The sequence below is a fragment of the Devosia sp. genome (assembly GCF_039927955.1).
Lineage (GTDB): Bacteria > Pseudomonadota > Alphaproteobacteria > Rhizobiales > Devosiaceae > Devosia.
Window position 1 is genome coordinate 18,752 of record NZ_JBDSUA010000059.1, and the last position, 16,709, is coordinate 35,460.

At 62.1% G+C, this 16,709-nt stretch carries 14 protein-coding genes; 10 read left to right on the forward strand and 4 right to left on the reverse strand.

The features are described 5' to 3' along the window. Positions 1-28: 28 nt before the first annotated feature. From ftsY to dapF, 3 genes are read right to left on the reverse strand one after another with little or no spacing between them, the layout of a single operon-like run. Positions 29-1,165 (reverse strand): signal recognition particle-docking protein FtsY, encoded by a 1,137-nt coding sequence (ftsY, locus tag ABIT12_RS14430; protein WP_348040942.1) that lies wholly within the window; start codon positions 1,163-1,165, stop codon positions 29-31. 51 nt (positions 1,166-1,216) lie between these two features. Continuing rightward, complete coding sequence (gene mtaB / locus ABIT12_RS14435) at positions 1,217-2,482, reverse strand: tRNA (N(6)-L-threonylcarbamoyladenosine(37)-C(2))-methylthiotransferase MtaB (RefSeq protein WP_348040944.1); 1,266 nt, start codon at positions 2,480-2,482, stop codon at positions 1,217-1,219. Beyond that, positions 2,482-3,333: a diaminopimelate epimerase gene (gene dapF / locus ABIT12_RS14440; RefSeq protein WP_348041196.1), complete on the reverse strand. Its 852-nt coding sequence runs from the start codon at positions 3,331-3,333 to the stop codon at positions 2,482-2,484. The genes mtaB and dapF overlap by 1 nt, the downstream gene beginning before the upstream one ends. 283 nt (positions 3,334-3,616) lie before the next feature. Between dapF and ABIT12_RS14445 the strand changes: the two genes are divergently transcribed. After that, positions 3,617-4,576, forward strand: a complete 960-nt coding sequence (locus ABIT12_RS14445; protein ID WP_348040946.1) for a hypothetical protein — start codon at positions 3,617-3,619, stop codon at positions 4,574-4,576. After that, positions 4,573-5,784 (forward strand): GNAT family N-acetyltransferase, encoded by a 1,212-nt coding sequence (locus ABIT12_RS14450; RefSeq protein WP_348040948.1) that lies wholly within the window; start codon positions 4,573-4,575, stop codon positions 5,782-5,784. The genes ABIT12_RS14445 and ABIT12_RS14450 overlap by 4 nt, the downstream gene beginning before the upstream one ends. 3 nt (positions 5,785-5,787) lie before the next feature. On the opposite strand, the gene ABIT12_RS14455 is transcribed toward ABIT12_RS14450, so the two are convergent. Next, positions 5,788-6,210 carry a hypothetical protein gene (locus ABIT12_RS14455; RefSeq protein ID WP_348040950.1) on the reverse strand — a complete coding sequence of 141 codons (423 nt, stop codon included), beginning with the start codon at positions 6,208-6,210 and terminating at the stop codon, positions 5,788-5,790. A gap of 258 nt (positions 6,211-6,468) precedes the next feature. On the opposite strand from ABIT12_RS14455, the gene ffh reads away from it, so the two are divergent. From ffh to ABIT12_RS14495, 8 genes are all read left to right on the forward strand, one after another. After that, positions 6,469-8,061, forward strand: coding sequence for a signal recognition particle protein (ffh, locus tag ABIT12_RS14460; protein ID WP_348040952.1), 1,593 nt, complete (start codon positions 6,469-6,471; stop codon positions 8,059-8,061). A 29-nt stretch (positions 8,062-8,090) separates the two neighbouring features. Next, positions 8,091-8,546 carry a 30S ribosomal protein S16 gene (gene rpsP, locus ABIT12_RS14465; RefSeq protein WP_348040954.1) on the forward strand — a complete coding sequence of 152 codons (456 nt, stop codon included), beginning with the start codon at positions 8,091-8,093 and terminating at the stop codon, positions 8,544-8,546. Between the two features lie 182 nt (positions 8,547-8,728). After that, positions 8,729-9,268, forward strand: a complete 540-nt coding sequence (gene rimM, locus ABIT12_RS14470; RefSeq protein WP_348040956.1) for a ribosome maturation factor RimM — start codon at positions 8,729-8,731, stop codon at positions 9,266-9,268. Then, a complete protein-coding gene (gene trmD, locus ABIT12_RS14475; protein WP_348040958.1) occupies positions 9,265-9,951 on the forward strand; it encodes a tRNA (guanosine(37)-N1)-methyltransferase TrmD in 687 nt (228 codons plus the stop codon). The genes rimM and trmD overlap by 4 nt, the downstream gene beginning before the upstream one ends. A 181-nt stretch (positions 9,952-10,132) precedes the next feature. Then, positions 10,133-10,675, forward strand: coding sequence for a 50S ribosomal protein L19 (gene rplS / locus ABIT12_RS14480; protein WP_348040960.1), 543 nt, complete (start codon positions 10,133-10,135; stop codon positions 10,673-10,675). Positions 10,676-10,824: 149 nt separating this feature from the next. Next, on the forward strand, positions 10,825-11,583 hold the full coding sequence (locus tag ABIT12_RS14485; protein WP_348040962.1) for a PadR family transcriptional regulator: 759 nt from the start codon (positions 10,825-10,827) through the stop codon (positions 11,581-11,583). A gap of 92 nt (positions 11,584-11,675) precedes the next feature. Beyond that, positions 11,676-13,646, forward strand: a complete 1,971-nt coding sequence (locus ABIT12_RS14490) for an NAD(P)-binding protein (protein WP_348040964.1) — start codon at positions 11,676-11,678, stop codon at positions 13,644-13,646. Between the two features lie 88 nt (positions 13,647-13,734). After that, a complete protein-coding gene (locus ABIT12_RS14495) occupies positions 13,735-16,641 on the forward strand; it encodes an FAD-binding and (Fe-S)-binding domain-containing protein (RefSeq protein WP_348041198.1) in 2,907 nt (968 codons plus the stop codon). Positions 16,642-16,709: the final 68 nt, after the last annotated feature.

A 16,709-nucleotide genomic window follows, 5' to 3' on the forward strand; every position in this document is an offset into this window, starting at 1 on the left:
ATAGGGCCGCACAATGGTGCAAATACGGCTAACCGGCCGGGTTGCCGGCAATGGCCTGCGCAAAATCGGCCGCTTCAAACGCTTCCAGATCGTCCACGCCCTCGCCGACGCCGATAAAATGCACCGGCAGCCCGAACGTCCTGGCAATTGCCACCAGAATACCGCCCCGCGCCGTGCCGTCTAGCTTGGTCATCACCAAACCGGTTACGCCAGCGCGCTTGCCAAAGATTTCCACCTGCCGCAGCGCATTTTGCCCGGTTGTGGCGTCCAGCGTCAGAATGGTGGCGTGGGGCGCAGTCGGGTCAACCTTCTTGATGACGCGAATGATTTTTTCCAGTTCGCTCATCAACTCGTCACGGTTCTGCAACCGGCCTGCCGTGTCGATGATCAGCACATCGCGGTTTTCGGCCTTGGCGCGGGTCACCGCATCAAATGCCAGCCCCGAGGCGTCCGAGCCAGCCGGCGCTGTAACCACTGGTGCGCCAGTGCGCTGGCCCCAGATCTGCAATTGCTCGATCGCCGCCGCGCGGAACGTATCGCCGGCGGCCAGCAGGACGGATTTGCCTTCGGCGGCAAACCGCTGGCTCAGCTTGCCGATCGTGGTGGTTTTGCCCGAACCGTTGACCCCGATCATCAGGATCACAAACGGCCTGTAGGCCGTATCGATCACCAATGGGCGCGCCACCGGACCCAGCACCTTTTCCACTTCCGCGGCCAAAACGGCGCGCACGTCCTCGCTCGACACATCGCGGTCGAACCGGTCCCGGCGCAGCGTTTCGGTGATGGCCAGCGCCGTCTCCAGCCCCAGATCGGCCTGGATCAACACATCTTCCAGCTCATCCAGCGTCGCTGCGTCGAGTTTTTTCTTGGTGAACACCGAGGTGATCGAGCCGGTCAACTGGTCCGATGAACGGCGCAGCCCAGTGCTGAGGCGGGCAAACCAGCCCAGCTGCCGCTCCGGCACACTGTCGGCAACGGGTGTCGGCAATACGGGCGCGGGTGGTGAAACGACCTCTTCCACATAAGCCGGCGTCGTCTCAGGCGGGCCGGGCGGTGGTGGCACTTCCACAACCTGTGACGCAACCGGCACCGGCCGCACCGGGTCCGGCGCCGGACCTTCGGGCGTAAACAGCCGCTTGAAAAATCCCGGCTTTTTCTCAGTCATCCGTTCGCCTTCACATCAGCAGCCGTTGCCGGCGCCATTTTTCCGGGTGGCTTAGGCCGCGTCGCGCAAAGCCTCGGCCACCAAACCATCCGCCGAAACACCAGTCACCCGCATCGAAAGGATCGATCCGACCACTGCACCGGGAACGGCAACCGGCACGAACTGTTCCGTCCGCCCCACGCCGCCATGTTCAACCAACACGCTTTCAATCTGTCCGACCCGCGCGGCGCAAAGTTTTGCAAACTGCCGCTCGCCCGCTGCCCGCAGCACGCCGGCACGCTGCCGCGCCACCCGCATATCCACCTGCGGCATCCGCGCCGCCGGTGTGCCGTCCCGCAGCGAATAGGGGAAGACATGCAGATAGGTCAGTTCTGCCTCAGCCACAATTGCCAGCGTATTGGCAAACATCGCGTCGGTTTCGGTCGGGAAGCCGGTAATGATATCAGCGCCAAATACCATTTCGGGGCGCAGCGCCCGCAGCTTGGCCACGATATCCAACGCGTCACTGCGGCTGTGGCGACGCTTCATCCGCTTCAGGATCAGGTCGTCACCCGACTGCAGCGACAAATGCAGATGCGGCATCAGCCGCTGATCCGAGGCCACCGCATCATAGAGCGCCTCGTCGGCCTCGATGGAATCGATCGAGGAAATCCGCAGCCGCTTCAGTGCCGGAACGTGCTTCAAGATCGATTGAATCAGCTTGCCCAGGCTCGGCAGGCCCGGCAGGTCGCCACCATAGGAGGTGATATCCACTCCAGTCAGCACCACTTCGCCATAACCGTTGTCGACGAGCTTTTTGATCTGATCGATGACGGCGCCCATCGGCACCGAGCGGGAGGGGCCACGCCCGAACGGGATAATGCAGAAGGTGCAGCGGTGATCGCAGCCGTTCTGCACCTGGACGAACGCCCTGGCGCGGCCATCCATGCCTTCGATCAGATGACCGGCGGTTTCGCGTATGCTCATGATATCATTGACCTGAACCTTGTCGTTCAGGGTCAGGCCGAACACCAGCGGCCGGTAGCTTTGAGCTTTCAGCTTGTCAGCATTGCCGATCACCAGGTCGACTTCGGGCATGTCGCCGAAGGTGCGGGCTTCGGTCTGGGCGGCGCAGCCGGTGACGATGATGCGGCGCTCTGGATGGTCGCGCCTGGCCTTGCGCACGGCGCGTTTGGCCTGGGTGACGGCCTCGGCAGTGACGGCGCAGGTGTTGATGATGATGGCATCGGTGAGGCCGGCTTTGTTCGCCTCAGCCGTTATCACTTGGCTCTCATAGGCGTTGAGACGGCAACCAAACGTTAACGTTTCGATACTCATCAGGCCACGTTCTGTTCACGCGACCAGCCGCCGGTAGCCGGATCGACCGTGCCGCGGAATTCCAGTTCCGCCGGACCGGTCATCATCACATGGTCATTGTCCAGCCATTCGATCAGCAGGTCGCCGCCGGGCACAGTGACGGTCACCTTGCGCCCGGTGCGCTTGGTGCGCGCACCATTGACGGCTGCGGCACAAGCGGCGGTGCCACAGGCCTTGGTCAGCCCGGCGCCCCGTTCCCAGGTGCGCAGGATGATGCTGGATGGCGAGGTGACTTCGGCAATCGAGATATTGGCGCGTTCGGGAAAGACCGGATGGTTTTCCAGCATCGGCCCGAAGCGGTCCAGCGCATACCCCCAGACATCGTCCTTGACCCAGAAGGTGGCGTGGGGATTGCCGATCGACATCACCGAGGGCGAATGCAGCACCGGCGCATCGATCGGCCCGATCTGCAGTTCGATCTTGCGGGTATCGGCAAATTCTTCGCTGAGCGGAATTTCGAACCAGGCAAACCTGGGCGTGCCCATATCGACCGAGATCGTCCCATCGGCATGCTCATCGGCGGTCAGGATGCCGGCAATGGTTTCGAACACGAAACTCTTCTGCCCGGTTTCGGCCGCCAGAGCCTGTACCACGCAGCGCATGCCATTGCCGCAGGCCTGCGCCAGCGAGCCGTCGGAATTGATGATCTGGATATAATTGGCGGTTCCGGTGGTGCGCGGATCATGGATCGCCATGATCTGGTCGAACTTGGTCGCCGGGTCGGCATTGATGGCAATAGCGGCCGCCGCAGTGACGCGGTCGGTACGCCCACGCATGTCGGCAACGATGATCTCGTTGCCCAAACCGTTCATCTTCAGAAACGGTACGCCGCTCACGTCAGCCTCTTGCAATGGTCTTGGAGGTGGTTGTCGGCTCTATATGGCGCAAAGCCCGCCAAATTGCCAGAGCAGCCAAAGCAGACCGGCTTTTCCCAGGTGCCAATGTTCAAAATTGTAAGGTTTTGTAAGGGTTTTAGCCTTCACCGATGCTTAACCAGCCCCACAGCTCTTGCACCAATTCTGCGCTCTTTCGCGCTATCGTCGCCACAGTTGAGAAAATAGCACCATTGGCACCATTGCGCGGAGTTCACCGGCCATGAACATGAATTTGATCACCAACCAGATTATCACCGACTGGAAGCCCCATTACCCGTCCCTGTTCGGCAACCATTCGCTGGCGCTGACTCACAATCTGGCGGCCTCGAGCCTGTTCACCGACGAAGCCCTGGCGCGCCTGATCGAAAAAAGCCCGCGCGAGGGCTATCATGTCAATTATTCGCAAAAGACACCGGGCAATCCGCCCAAGCGCCGCGAAGGCGAGATCAAGGGTCTGTCGGGCCTCGAAGTGCTCGATACGGTGCGCAACGGCAATATCTGGGTCAACATCACCGCCCCGGCCAAGGTCGATAGCGCCTATGGCGACCTGCTCGACACCATCTATGCCGAGTTTGAGGAACGCGTGCCGGGCTTCAAATCCTACAAGCGCAACCTGACGATCCTGATCTCCTCGCCCAACGTTTCGGTGAAGTATCACTCCGACGTGCCCGGTCAGAGCCTGTGGCAGGTGCGCGGTACCAAGAAGCTCTATGTCTATCCGGCGTCCAAGCCGTTCATTTCCCAGCCGGCGCTGGAAAAGCTGATCCTGGGCCAGTTGCGTGAAACCGACATGCCCTATGAGCCGTGGTACGATGACTACGCCCAGGTGCATATGCTCGAAGCCGGCAAGATGCTGCATTGGCCGCTCAACGGACCGCATCGCGTGGTCAATGAGAACATGCTCAATGTCAGCTTCACCACCGAGCACTGGACCAACGAGCTGCGCAAGCACTACGCGGTCAACTATGCCAATGGCTTCCTGCGCTCCAAACTGGGCATGAACAAGCTCAGCCAGCAGGTCACCGGTGCCTCCTATCTGGCCAAACTGGCAACAGCGGCGGCCGTCAAGTTTACCCCGCTCAATCCGCAAAAGCAGAAGGTCTACAAGGTCGATTTCCAGGTCGATCCCAAGGCGCCAGAAGGCGTGCGCGATATCGAAGGGTATAGCTTCTCGAAATGACCAGTTTTGGCGCCACCGCCCAATCGGAAGAAATCCAGAGCCTTGCCAGCCGGCACGCTGCCCGCATCGGCTTGGTACTGACATCCGCCATCGTGCGGACGCGGCAGGATTTTGAGGCAATTGCCGCCGATTGGCAGGCGCTGGAACAGTACAATAGCGGTGCTATCCTGTTTCAAGGCACCAATTGGTGTCGCGCGGTATTCGAATTCGAAGCGGCGCGCGCCAATCCCAAATTCGATCCGGTAATCGCGACGCTGGCCGAACACGGCCAGCTCAAGGCGGTGCTGCCGCTCGAGCGCGTCCGCGCCAAGGGCCGTACCGTGCTGATGCCACTTGGTCATGCCTTTGCCCAATATTCCGACGTGCTGGTGGCGCCTGATCTTGATCCGCGCACCGCCATCGCCAAAATGCTGAAATCGGCAATCAACGCCGCCCCCTGCGATGCCGTCAGCTTTCTCAAGGTCCGCAGCGACAGCACGCTGGCCGCCGGCATGCCGAAAAATCATCTGGTCACCGGCTCGGTCCAGGGCGCGCCCTATGTGGCGCTGTCCGATTTTGCCGACTACCAGGCCTATTTTGCCACCATCAAGCCCAAGACGCGCAAGAACATGCGCAATGATCGTAATCGGCTCGAACGCGATGGCCCGGTCGAGCATCATGTCGCGGCCGATCATGCGCAAACCCTCGGCATCATCGGGCGCACGCTCGAAGGCCGCGCTGAACGACTCAAGGATCAGGGCCTGACCTCGCGGGCGTTCCGCGATGGGGCATTCCTGGATTTCTGCATGGGCCTACCCGGCCAGTCCGGCCTCGAACTGCTCGCCATGTCGCTGCGGCACAATGGCAAGCCGATCGCCGAGCAGTGGGGCTTTGTTCACAACAACCGCTACTACGCCTTCGTCGCCAGCCGCGATTTTGGCAATAGCGACGAAAGCCCCGGCAAGCTGCATCTGGGCGAAGTCATCCACGCCTGTTCCGAACGTGGCCTCGTCGGCGCCGACCTGATGGTGCCGGTGATGCCCTATAAGCTGACCTGGGCCACCAATGTCATCGAAGTCACCGACTATGCCCTGCCGGTCACCCCGCTCGGCCAATTGGTGCTGCGGCTGTGGGATCGCACTCTGCGCCCACTGTTCAAGCAGGCGGTGCTGCGCATGCCCAAGGGGCTGCGTGGCGCGCTGATGAAGGCCTCGGGCCGCAGCCTCTGACAATTATCGCGGCGCTGCGCCGCGATATTTATCCATCACCGCATCGAGCCGCTCATTGCTGATCGCCGGATTGGCCTGTTGCAGGCATGGCAACAGGATTGCCTTGTTGCCCTGCTCCCTGGCGCCATCGAGTTCCGATGCGGTTCTGGCTGGCGTCACCCCCGCAAAGCATTCGGCAAATTGCATCGGGGTGATCTCCAGTTCAGCCGCCACCGCAGCGACGGGACGGTTTGGATCGTTGAGCACCTGCTCGGCCGTCGACGCCGCCATGGCGACGCCCGGCACCAGCAACAGTGGCAGCGCCAGCGCGAATTTGCGCAGATCGGTCATTTTTACGTCTCCCTCGCAATCGATACCCACATCGATTGCCCCATGACGCAAATAATTGCTGGTATCGACCGCTGCCTCAAGTGAGGGTTTGGTCATGATTGGCACCACTCTGTCATCTGCCGGCAAGCTTGCAGTAAGCTGCGATACGTCGACAAACGCTGGCCGATTTGACTCCGCGCATCGCTGTAAGTATAAGCCGCCAAGTTACCACTTGAGTGCCGAAACCCGAGTCACTGGTTTCTCCAGGAGAGAAACGGTCCCCACCCGCCAGCGCGTTGCGCCCACGGGTGCTTTTTGGTTTTGGCCCGCAAGCACCATATCTCGGAGCAATTGCTTCGAGACCAGGGAATAAACATGTTCGATAGCCTTTCCGACCGGCTTGGCAAAATCTTTGATGGCCTGCGTGGCCGTGGCGCCCTCAGCGTTGCGGACGTCGATGCGGCCATGCGCGAAATTCGCCGCGCCCTGATCGAGGCCGACGTCTCGCTCGAAGTCGTCCGCGCCTTTATGGAACAGGTGCGCGAACGCGCCATCGGCGCCGAAGTCACCCGCTCGGTCACCCCCGGCCAGCAGGTCGTCAAGATCGTGCATGACCAGCTGGTCGATGTGCTCGGCGATGCCGCGGTGCCGATCAGCCTCAATGCCGTCGCCCCGGTGACCATCCTGATGGTTGGCCTGCAAGGCTCGGGCAAGACCACGACCACCGCCAAGATCGCCAAGCGCTTCACCGACAAGCAGAACAAGAAAGTCCTGCTCGCCTCGCTCGATACCCGCCGTCCGGCGGCCATGGAGCAGTTGCGGGTTTTGGGCGAACAGGTCGGCGTTGCCACCCTGCCCATCGTTGCCGGCGAAACCCCGGTGCAGATTGCCCGCCGCGCTGCCCGCGAAGGCAAGCTGGGCGGCTTTGATATCCTGCTGCTCGATACCGCCGGCCGCACCCATATCGACGAAGAGCTGATGGCCGAAACGGCCGAGATCAAGGCCGTCGCCAATCCGCATGAAATCCTGCTGGTCGTCGATGCGCTGACCGGCCAGGACGCCATCAACGTCGCCCGCTCCTTCGATAGCCGCCTCGATATCACCGGCCTGGTGCTGACCCGCGTTGACGGCGATGGCCGTGGCGGCGCCGCGCTGTCGTTGCGTGCTGCCACCGGAAAGCCGATCAAGCTCATCGGCGTCGGCGAAAAGATGGATGCGCTGGAAGATTTCCATCCCTCGCGCATCGCCGACCGCATCCTGGGCATGGGCGACATCGTCTCGCTCGTGGAAAAAGCCGCCGAGCATGTTTCTGCCGCCGATGCGCAGAAAATGGCGCAAAAGCTCAAGAAGGGCTCGTTCGACCTCGACGATCTGCGCGGGCAACTGCTGCAGATGAAAAAGATGGGCGGCATGGGCGGGTTGATGAGCATGATGCCCGGCGTCGGCCAGATGAAAAAAGCCATGGCCGGAGCCAATATCGACGAGAAGGTGTTCGATCGCCAGATCGCCATCATCGGCTCGATGACCAAAAAAGAACGCGCCGATCCGGATCTGCTCAATGCTAGCCGCCGCAAGCGCATTGCTGGCGGTGCGGGCGTTGAAGTCTCCGAAATCAACAAGCTGATCAAGCAGCACCGCCAGATGGCGGACATGATGAAAAAGGTCGCCAAGGGCGGCATGGGCAGCCTTGCCGGCATGTTGGGCGGCAAGATGGGCTCGATGATGGGTGGGATGGGCGGCATGCCCGATCTCTCCAAGATGGACCCCAAGCAGCTCGAAGCCATGGCCCGTCAGGCCGGCATCGACCCCAGGCAACTCCAGCAAGGCATGGGCGCGCCCACCCAGCCACAACTGGCCGACAAACTGCCGACCGATGTCGGCGCGCTGTTCAAATCCGCCCCCGGCCTGCCCGGCCTGGGTGGCGCTCCCCGTTTCCCTGGCCTCCCCGGCCTGGGCAAGAAAAAGTAAGTCTTTCAACCCTTCGTAAGGATCACACCATGTCTCTCAAGATTCGTCTCGCCCGTGGCGGCACCAAGAAGCGCCCATTCTACCAGATCGTTATTGCCGATGCCCGCTCGCCGCGCGATGGCCGTTTCATCGAAAATATCGGCACCTTCAATCCCCTGCTGGCCAAGGACAATGAAAAGCGCATCGTGCTCGACGTCGAACGCGCCAAGCATTGGGTTTCGGTTGGCGCCCAGCCGACCGACCGCGTGCTGCGTTTCCTCGACGCTGCTGGCCTGTTGAAGCGCGAAGCCCGCAACAACCCGGAAAAGGCTGTTCCCGGCACCAAGGCGACCGAACGCGTCGCTGCCAAGGAAAAGGCCGTTGCTGATCTCGCCGCTGCCAAGATCAAGGCCGAAGAAGACCGCAAGGCTGCCATCGAAGCCGCCAAGATCGCTGCGGCTGAAGCCGCTGCTGCTCCGGCTGAAGAAGCTCCAGCCGCTGAATAATCGGCGCTGCGCGTTTGCATTGGGCCTCGATACGTCAGTGTCGGGGCCTTTCGCGTCTTGACTGGCCTGATCTGTCGACCTCCACTGTATCACCCCGGCGAAGGCCGGGGCCCATCCTGAGATCGCAAGATGGATACCGGCCTGCGCCGGTATGACATCGAGCCGGAAAGGCGTCCTTGCTCATGGCCGAAACATCCAAACCCCTGCTGATGGGCAAGATCGGCGCGCCGCACGGCATCAAGGGCCAGGTGCGCATTGCCCCATTCACCCAATATGCCGAAGACATTGGCGCCTATGGTCCGCTGCAGACCAACCGGCCCGGCCTGACCATCGTTATCGATGATCTGCGCGTGCAAAAAACCGTAGTCGTGGCCAAGATCCGCGGCATCAAGGATCGCGATGCGGCCGAAAAGCTCAATGGCGTCGAACTCTATCTCGACCGCGACCTGCTGCCCGAGCATGACGACGAGGACGATTTCTACCACGCCGACCTGATGGGCCTCGAAGCCCGACTGGAAGACGGCACGGTGATCGGCCAGGTCATCGCCCTGCCAAATTTCGGCGCTGGCGACCTGATCGAAATCCGCAACGGCCAGAACGGGGATACTTATTTGTATCCGTTTACCAAGGTCGTGGTGCCCCATGTGCGCATCGCCGATGGCTTCATTACCATTGTGGTGCCCACCGAAGTGGATTTCGGTGAGGAAGAAGAGCCCAATTGAGCTTTTCCGCCGCTATCATCACGCTGTTTCCCGACCTGTTCCCGGGTCCGCTTGGCGCTTCGGTGCTGGGGCGCGGGCTGGCTGATGGGCTGTGGTCGCTGCAAACAACGCAATTGCGAGATTTTGCCACCGACCGCCATCGCACCGTCGATGATACCCCCTCCGGCGGCGGGGCGGGAATGGTGCTCAAGCCCGATATTCTGGCTGCCGCCATCGACCATGTCGCTCCGGCCAGTGATCCGCGCCCCCGCATCCTGATGTCGCCGCGCGGCAAGCCGCTGACCCAGCAACGCGCCCGCGAGCTGGCGCTTGGCCCCGGCGTCGTCATCATCTGCGGCCGGTTCGAGGGCGTCGATCAGCGCGTCATCGATGCGCGCCAGCTCGAGGAAATCTCCATCGGCGATTATGTGCTGGCCGGCGGTGAAGTGGCGGCCATGGTGCTGCTCGAAGCTATCGTTCGGCTGATCCCGGGCGTGCTCGGGGCGCCGGAAAGCCATGCCGACGAGAGCTTTGAAAACGGGCTGCTGGAATATCCGCACTACACCCGCCCGCAGAGCTTTGAAGGCATCGAGATTCCCGCCATCCTGACTTCGGGCGACCATGGCAAGATCGCCAGATGGCGGCGGGCGGAGAGTGAGGCGATTACCGCTGCAAGGCGACCCGATCTTTTGGCCAAGCCCTAGCCACAAAAAATGCCCGCAGGGCATGGACTCTGCGCCATTTTTCCCCTATAGCGCGGCCACTAAAGTGCTGCCAGGGCCTACCTGGCGCGATAATAAAACACTCCGTGTAACCAAGACCGGGCGATCGGAACTCAGGTTTCGAGCCAACGCCCCATTGAAAAGATCAGAACGGATCGACGTAATGAATATCATCCAGCAGCTGAACCAGGAGCAGGTCGACGCTCTTTCGGCCAAGCGCGAACTGCCAGACTTCACCCATGGCGATACCATCAAGGTATGGGTCAAAATCCGTGAAGGCGAAAAAGAACGCCTGCAGGCCTATGAAGGCGTCGTGATCGCCCTCAATGGCGGCGGCATCACTGCCTCGTTCACCGTGCGCAAGATTTCCTACGGCGAAGGCGTGGAACGCGTGTTCCCGTTCTACTCGCCCAACGTGGCCAGCGTTGAAGTGCTCAAGCGCGGCAAGGTCCGTCGCGCCAAGCTGTACTACCTGCGCGATCGTCGCGGTAAATCGGCCCGTATTTTTGAATCGACCAATTCGCGCACCAAGAAGATCGAAGCCACCGAACGCACCGCAGCGCTCGAAGCCAAGAACGCCCGCGAAGCCGAAAAGATTGCTGCTGCCGAGGCCTTCGCCGCTGAAGCTGCAGCCAAGGACGCAGAGGCTGCGGCTGCCGCAGCTGCCGCCGCGGCGGAAGCCGCTGCAGAGCCCAAGGCCGAGTAAGCCTCATCGCTCATCATCGATTTGAAGAACCCGGTCGCAAGGCCGGGTTTTTTGTTGTCAAAATATCTTCAAAAATAATCGTAAGATATATCTTGACGCACTCATGAGCCGTTCCTACTTTTGCTTCATGCAAATTATGGAGACGACACATGAAGAACGATGATGACGATATGGGTGCCCAGTGGCGCCGGTTCGAGGCCATGGCCCGCCGCGGCTTCGACCGGCTGACCGGCAGCATGAGCGAGGGCAATGAGAACTTGGGCAGCAACTTCCGCATGGGCCGCATGTTGGCCGCCGGCGATGTGCGCCTGGTGGCGCTGTTCCTGATCGAACAGCAACCCCGCCACGGCTATGACCTGATCAAGGCAATCGAAGACCGCTCGCACGGGTTTTATTCGCCCGGCCCCGGCATGATCTATCCGGCCCTGACCTACCTTGAAGAAGCCGGGTTCGTGACCTCGCAAAGCGAGGCCAACAAGAAAATCTACACCATTTCCGACGCCGGCCGCGCCCACCTCAACGACAACCGCGAAGCCATCGAGCGCACGCTCAATTTCCTCGCCAAGGCCGGCGAACGGATGCAGCAGTTCCGCGACTGGAGCTTTGGCAACGGCGAAACTCCGCCGGAAGGCGAAGACCCGCGCGGCCGCCACGGCGGCGGTCATCGCGGTCCGCGCCACGGCGGCCCCGGCCGCCACGGCGGCCCGGGAGGCTGGCGCTTCGGCGGCCCGCCGGATCGCGACATCGCCGACGTCCTGCCCGAGGTCAACGACGCCCGCCGCGCCCTCAAGGACGCGCTGCGCGACGCCATTGGCAAAGGCGAGGACGTGCAGCGTAAAACCGCCGAAATCCTGCGCCGCGCTGCCGAAGACATCGCCCGCCAGTCCAGCGACGACATCGACATCTGAGCCAATGCCCTGATTGTCATGGGCATTAATACCCGTCATGCTGACCACCGTTGCTGCAGAGCAGCGGTGGTTTTCGTTGAGGGAGAGCCTGCATGATCCTGTCCGACCGTGATATTGCGCTGGGGATGGATCGGCCGATCAGCCGCCGCGACTTTCTCAACGGTGTGGCGCTTTCGGTGGCAGGCATTGCCGAGACCACCCTGCTCCCCGGCATGGCCAGCGCCAGCCCGCCAGCCAATTATCCCGCCGCCCAGACTGGACTGCGCGGCCATAGCGAACAGGCCATGTCGATCATGCATGCTGTGCGCGACGGCACGTTCTGGGATACCGCACCCAAGCCTGAAGACACTGGCGAGCACTATGATCTGGTCGTGGTTGGCGGCGGCATTTCCGGCCTTGCCGCTGCCGTGCTCTACCGTCAGCAGGTTGGCGCCGAGGCCAAAATCCTGATCCTCGAAAACAACGACGATTTTGGCGGCCACGCGCGCCGCAACGAATTTACCGCCTCCAACGGCAAAAAGCTGATCGGCTATGGCGGCTCGGAATCGTTGCAGACGCCGAGCTATTTTTCGCCGCTGGTCAAACAGCTGCTGCTCGACATCGGCATCGATACCGAAAAGTTCAACACCTATTACAACCAGACCTGGTCGGAGGATCGTCAGCTGGGCGAAGCGGTGCTGTTCCGCAAGGAAACCTTCGGCACCGACGCCATGGTCAAGACCGCCGAACTGGCCGCCGACTGGGTGCCCAAAACCCCGCTCAACGACAAGGCCAAGGCCGATCTGATCGAGCTGATGGACGCGCCCCGCGACTACCTGCCCGGCAAGACCCGCGCCGAGAAATTCGACATCCTCGCCACCACCACCTATGCGGACTTTCTGACCAAAATTTGTGGCTACGACCCGCAGCTGATCAATTACTTCGCCGCCAGCACTCGCGCTTATTTCGGCGTTGGCGTGGATGCGACAACCGCACTCGATGCCTGGGGCAACTATAATCCCGGTTTTACCGCCATGGATCTGGGCGATCAGCCCCACAAGACCATGAGCCCGTCCGGCCGCCTGGTGCTGACCGATCCGGACCCCTATATTTATCATTTCCCCGACGGCAATGGCGGCGTCGCCCGCGCGCTGGTGCGCGCTCTGGTGCCATCGGCAGTGCCCGGCACCACCATGGAAGACCTGGTGAGCGCCGAGGTGGACTACACCGCGCTGGACCTGAAAACCAATCCGAACCGCCTGCGGCTCAACGCCTCGGTCGTTCGTGTCGCCCACGATGGTCCGGTCGATAGCGCCACCAGCGTTATTCTGACCTATGTAGATCAGGGCAAACTGAAGACGGTCAGTGCCAGCAACGTCGTGCTGGCCTGCTGGCACCGCGTCATTCCCCACATCAGCAGCGAAGTTCCCGACGCGCAGGTGGAAGCGCTCAACGATCAGGTCAAGGTGCCGCTGATCTATACCAATGTGCAACTGCGCAACTGGCAGGCTTTCGCCAAGCTGGGCATCTCCAGCTTCGAATGCCCATCAGGGTTCTGGGATGGCGCCAATATCGACATGCCAGTGTCGATGGGCGCCTATAAATTTGCCGACAAGCCGGAAGACCCGGTGCTCCTGCATATTTCCAAGGTGGTGGTCACGCCCGAGCCGGGGCTCAGCGCCCGCGACCAGGCCACTGGCGGCCGCTATGCGCTGATGGAAATGAGCTTTGCCGACATGGAGCGCGAAATCCGCGACATGCTGCAACGGGCGCTTGGTGGCGGGGGGTTCGATGCCGCCCGCGACATCGAGGGGATTACCTGCAATCGCTGGAGCCACGGCTACGCGCTTGAATATATGCGGCCCTGGGACACCTACTGGCCTGATGGTCCGCTGCCGATCGAGGCCTCGCGCAAAGGCTGGGGGCGCATTGTCATCGCCAATTCCGATGCCGGCGCCTATGCCTATGCCCATTCCGCCATGGACCAGGCCGGGCGCGCCATCAGCGAACTGCTGGGCGACAAAGCCCATCTGGCCGAGTTTTCCAAATTCCCAGGCCCGCCGCGCGACCTGATCGGGCTTTAGCGCTTTCACTCGATGCCCAAAATTGGCTGCCCAACAGTGCAAAAGCTGCTAACATGTTAGTACTGTTGAGGAGCGCGCCGTGAACGAGATGACCCCGATTACCGCCGATCGCCAGGCTGCCGGCCGCCGCGTGGCGGCGCGGCTCAAACAGTTGATCGCGCCCAATAAGCTGATGACCGATCCGCTGATGACCTATGCCTGGTCGGGCGATGCCAGCTCTTACCGGCTGGTCCCCGCCGTTGTCGCCATCATCGATACCGAAGATCAGGTGCGCGCCATTTTCGAGGCCGCCCGCGCCGAGCACCTGCCGGTGACATTTCGCGCCGCCGGCACCTCGCTGTCCGGCCAGGCCGTGACCGATGGCGTCCTCGCCGTGCTCGGCGATGGCTGGCGCAAGCTGCGCATCATTGACGACGGCGCAAAAATCGTGCTCGGGCCGTCGATCATAGTGGCCAATGCCAACACCGCCTTGAAGCCCTACAACAAGAAGATCGGCCCTGATCCGGCGTCGCAAGCCACCTGCAAGATCGGCGGCGTGGTCAATAACAACTCCTCCGGCATGTGCTGCGGCGTCGCCCAGAACACCTATCACACCATGGACCGGCTAAGGATCGTTCTGACCGACGGCACCATGCTCGACAGCGGCGACGAAGCCTCGCGCGCCGCCTTCCGCGCCAAGCGCCCGGACCTGCTCGATGGCCTGCACGCCCTGCATCATCAGGTGATGGCCGATACCGAACTGGTCGCCCTGATCCGCCACAAATACCGCATCAAGAACACCGTCGGCTATTCGATCAACGCGCTGGTCGACTATCACGACCCGCTCGATATCCTGATCCACCTGATCGTCGGCTCCGAGGGCACGCTCGGCTTCGTTTCCGAGGTCACCTACAACACTGTCCCGGATCACCCGTTCAAATCCACCGCTTTGGTGCCCTTCCCCGATCCGCATTCCTGCGCGCGGGCGATTTCGATCCTTGCCAATGGCGGCGTGCAGGTCACCACCGGGGTGACCGCCGCCGAATATATCGAGCGCCGGGCGCTGCAGACGGTCATTCATCTCGATGCCATGCAGCCGCTGGTGCCTTACCTGACCGAAACATCGCCAGCGGTACTGATCGACGTCACCGCGCCCAGCGCCGCCGAACTCGACAGCGAGGTGCAAAAGGCCATCGCCATTCTTGCCGGCCAAGGCGCCACCCACATCGATTTTTCCACCGATGAACATCGCAGCCACGCCCTGTGGGATATCCGCAAGGGCTTCTTCGCCTCGGGCGGCGCCGCGCGACCCAAGGGCACGTCGATGTTGACCGAGGACGTTGCCGCCCCCATCGACCGGCTGGCCGATTTCGTCATCGACATGCGCACGCTGCTCGATGCGCATGGCTATGACGACGCCATCATTTTCGGCCACGCGCTGGCTGGAAACCTGCATTTCCAGATGAGCGACAACTTCGCCCAGCCTGGCGCTGCCGAAAAGTTCGACGTTTTCTCCAAGGCGCTCTCACAGCTGGTTTCGGTGCAATATGGCGGCTCACTCAAGGCCGAACACGGCACCGGCCGGGCCATCGCCCCGTTCGTCGAAGCCGAGTGGGGCCCGAAAGCCTATGCGCTGATGCATCAGATCAAGGCGCTGTTCGACCCCGAAATGCTGCTCAATCCAGGGGTGCTGCTCAACGCCGATCCGGATATTCACATCAAGAACCTCAAGCTGATGCCGCTGGCCGATCCGGTGGTCGACCTCTGCATCGAATGCGGCTTTTGCGAACCGGCCTGCCCCAGCCACCAGATGACGCTATCGCCGCGCCAGCGTATTGCCGTCACTCGCGAACGCGCCCGCCTGCGCCAGACCGGCGAGAACGCCGAGCGCCTCGAACGGCTCGACCAGGATTTCCAATATGCCGGCCTCGATACCTGTGCGGCCTGTAATCTCTGCTCGCTGCGCTGCCCGGTCGGCATCGAAACCGGCACCATGATCATTGGCCAGCGCACCGAAAGGCGCAGCGACTTCGCCCGCTCCGTTGCGCACGCCGCCGCCGGCCATACCGGCAGCATCGAAACGGTGATGCGTGGCGGCGTCGCCTTCGCCGATTTCGGCAAGGCCGTGATCGGGGCACCGGCGGTCACCGCCATCACCGATACGGCTCGACGTCTCAGTGGCCGCCACGTGCCACGGATTGCCGAAGCGCTGCACTCCGGTCCGGGCGCGCCAAAAGCGCCGCCGACCATTTCGCGCGACAATCCGCTGACCACCGGCTTTCCAGTGCCCATCGCCCTGTCCGGGCGCCAGAAGATCGTCTATTTCCCCGCCTGTCCCTCACGGATGTTCGGCGCGCCAAAAACCGCTATGGACCTGCTCGACACGCCCTCCGCGATGCTGGCTCTGCTGGCCCGTGCCGGGTTCGATGTGGTGATGCCCGAACATTTGAACGGCCAATGCTGCGGCCAGCCGTTCCAGTCCAAGGGCTTTCCCGAGGAAGCGGCGCGGGTCGGGGGCAAGCTCAAGGCCGAACTCTCAACTCTCTCGGATGCGGGCAATCTGCAGATTGTCACCGATGCCTCGACTTGCGCCAAGCATTTGCGCGAATTTCCCGGCGACGCTCCGGTCGCCGATAGCGCCGAATTCATCCTCGCCAATATCCTGCCCAAACTCGCCATCACCCGGCCGGTGCCAGTGGTGGCCGTCCACCACAATTGCTCGGCCCAGCGCCTCAAGGAACAGGGCGCCACCGAGGCCATTGCCAAGGCCTGCGCCACCAAGGTCGCCGTGCTGACCTCGGTCACCTGCTGCGGCTATGCCGGGGACAAGGGGCTGTTCACCCCCGAACTCAACGCCCACGCCACCCGCTTCGTCAAAACCGACATCCCGGCCGATTGCACCATTGGCGTCTCGACCGTCTCCACCTGCGCCTCGGGCCTGTCCGAACATGCCGGTGTGCCCTTCGTCTCGCTGGCGAGTTTGCTGGAGTTTGTCAGCCGGCCACTGACCAACTAATTCCGCACCGCGCCGCTGGGGCATACTGCCCTTGCGGTCGCCATCCGATAAAGGCTACTGACCCTTCA

Excerpts from the sequence above, each read along its gene's own strand:
- ABIT12_RS14490 (WP_348040964.1), top strand. The coding sequence starts at position 11,676 with ATGATCCTGTCCGACCGTGATATTGCGCTGGGGATGGATCGGCCGATC.
- ftsY (WP_348040942.1), bottom strand. The coding sequence starts at position 1,165 with ATGACTGAGAAAAAGCCGGGATTTTTCAAGCGGCTGTTTACGCCCGAA.
- mtaB (WP_348040944.1), bottom strand. The coding sequence starts at position 2,482 with ATGAGTATCGAAACGTTAACGTTTGGTTGCCGTCTCAACGCCTATGAG.
- ffh (WP_348040952.1), top strand. The coding sequence starts at position 6,469 with ATGTTCGATAGCCTTTCCGACCGGCTTGGCAAAATCTTTGATGGCCTG.
- rplS (WP_348040960.1), top strand. The coding sequence starts at position 10,133 with ATGAATATCATCCAGCAGCTGAACCAGGAGCAGGTCGACGCTCTTTCG.
- dapF (WP_348041196.1), bottom strand. The coding sequence starts at position 3,333 with ATGAACGGTTTGGGCAACGAGATCATCGTTGCCGACATGCGTGGGCGT.
- rimM (WP_348040956.1), top strand. The coding sequence starts at position 8,729 with ATGGCCGAAACATCCAAACCCCTGCTGATGGGCAAGATCGGCGCGCCG.
- ABIT12_RS14485 (WP_348040962.1), top strand. The coding sequence starts at position 10,825 with ATGAAGAACGATGATGACGATATGGGTGCCCAGTGGCGCCGGTTCGAG.
- ABIT12_RS14495 (WP_348041198.1), top strand. The coding sequence starts at position 13,735 with ATGACCCCGATTACCGCCGATCGCCAGGCTGCCGGCCGCCGCGTGGCG.
- rpsP (WP_348040954.1), top strand. The coding sequence starts at position 8,091 with ATGTCTCTCAAGATTCGTCTCGCCCGTGGCGGCACCAAGAAGCGCCCA.
- ABIT12_RS14445 (WP_348040946.1), top strand. The coding sequence starts at position 3,617 with ATGAACATGAATTTGATCACCAACCAGATTATCACCGACTGGAAGCCC.
- ABIT12_RS14455 (WP_348040950.1), bottom strand. The coding sequence starts at position 6,210 with ATGACCAAACCCTCACTTGAGGCAGCGGTCGATACCAGCAATTATTTG.
- ABIT12_RS14450 (WP_348040948.1), top strand. The coding sequence starts at position 4,573 with ATGACCAGTTTTGGCGCCACCGCCCAATCGGAAGAAATCCAGAGCCTT.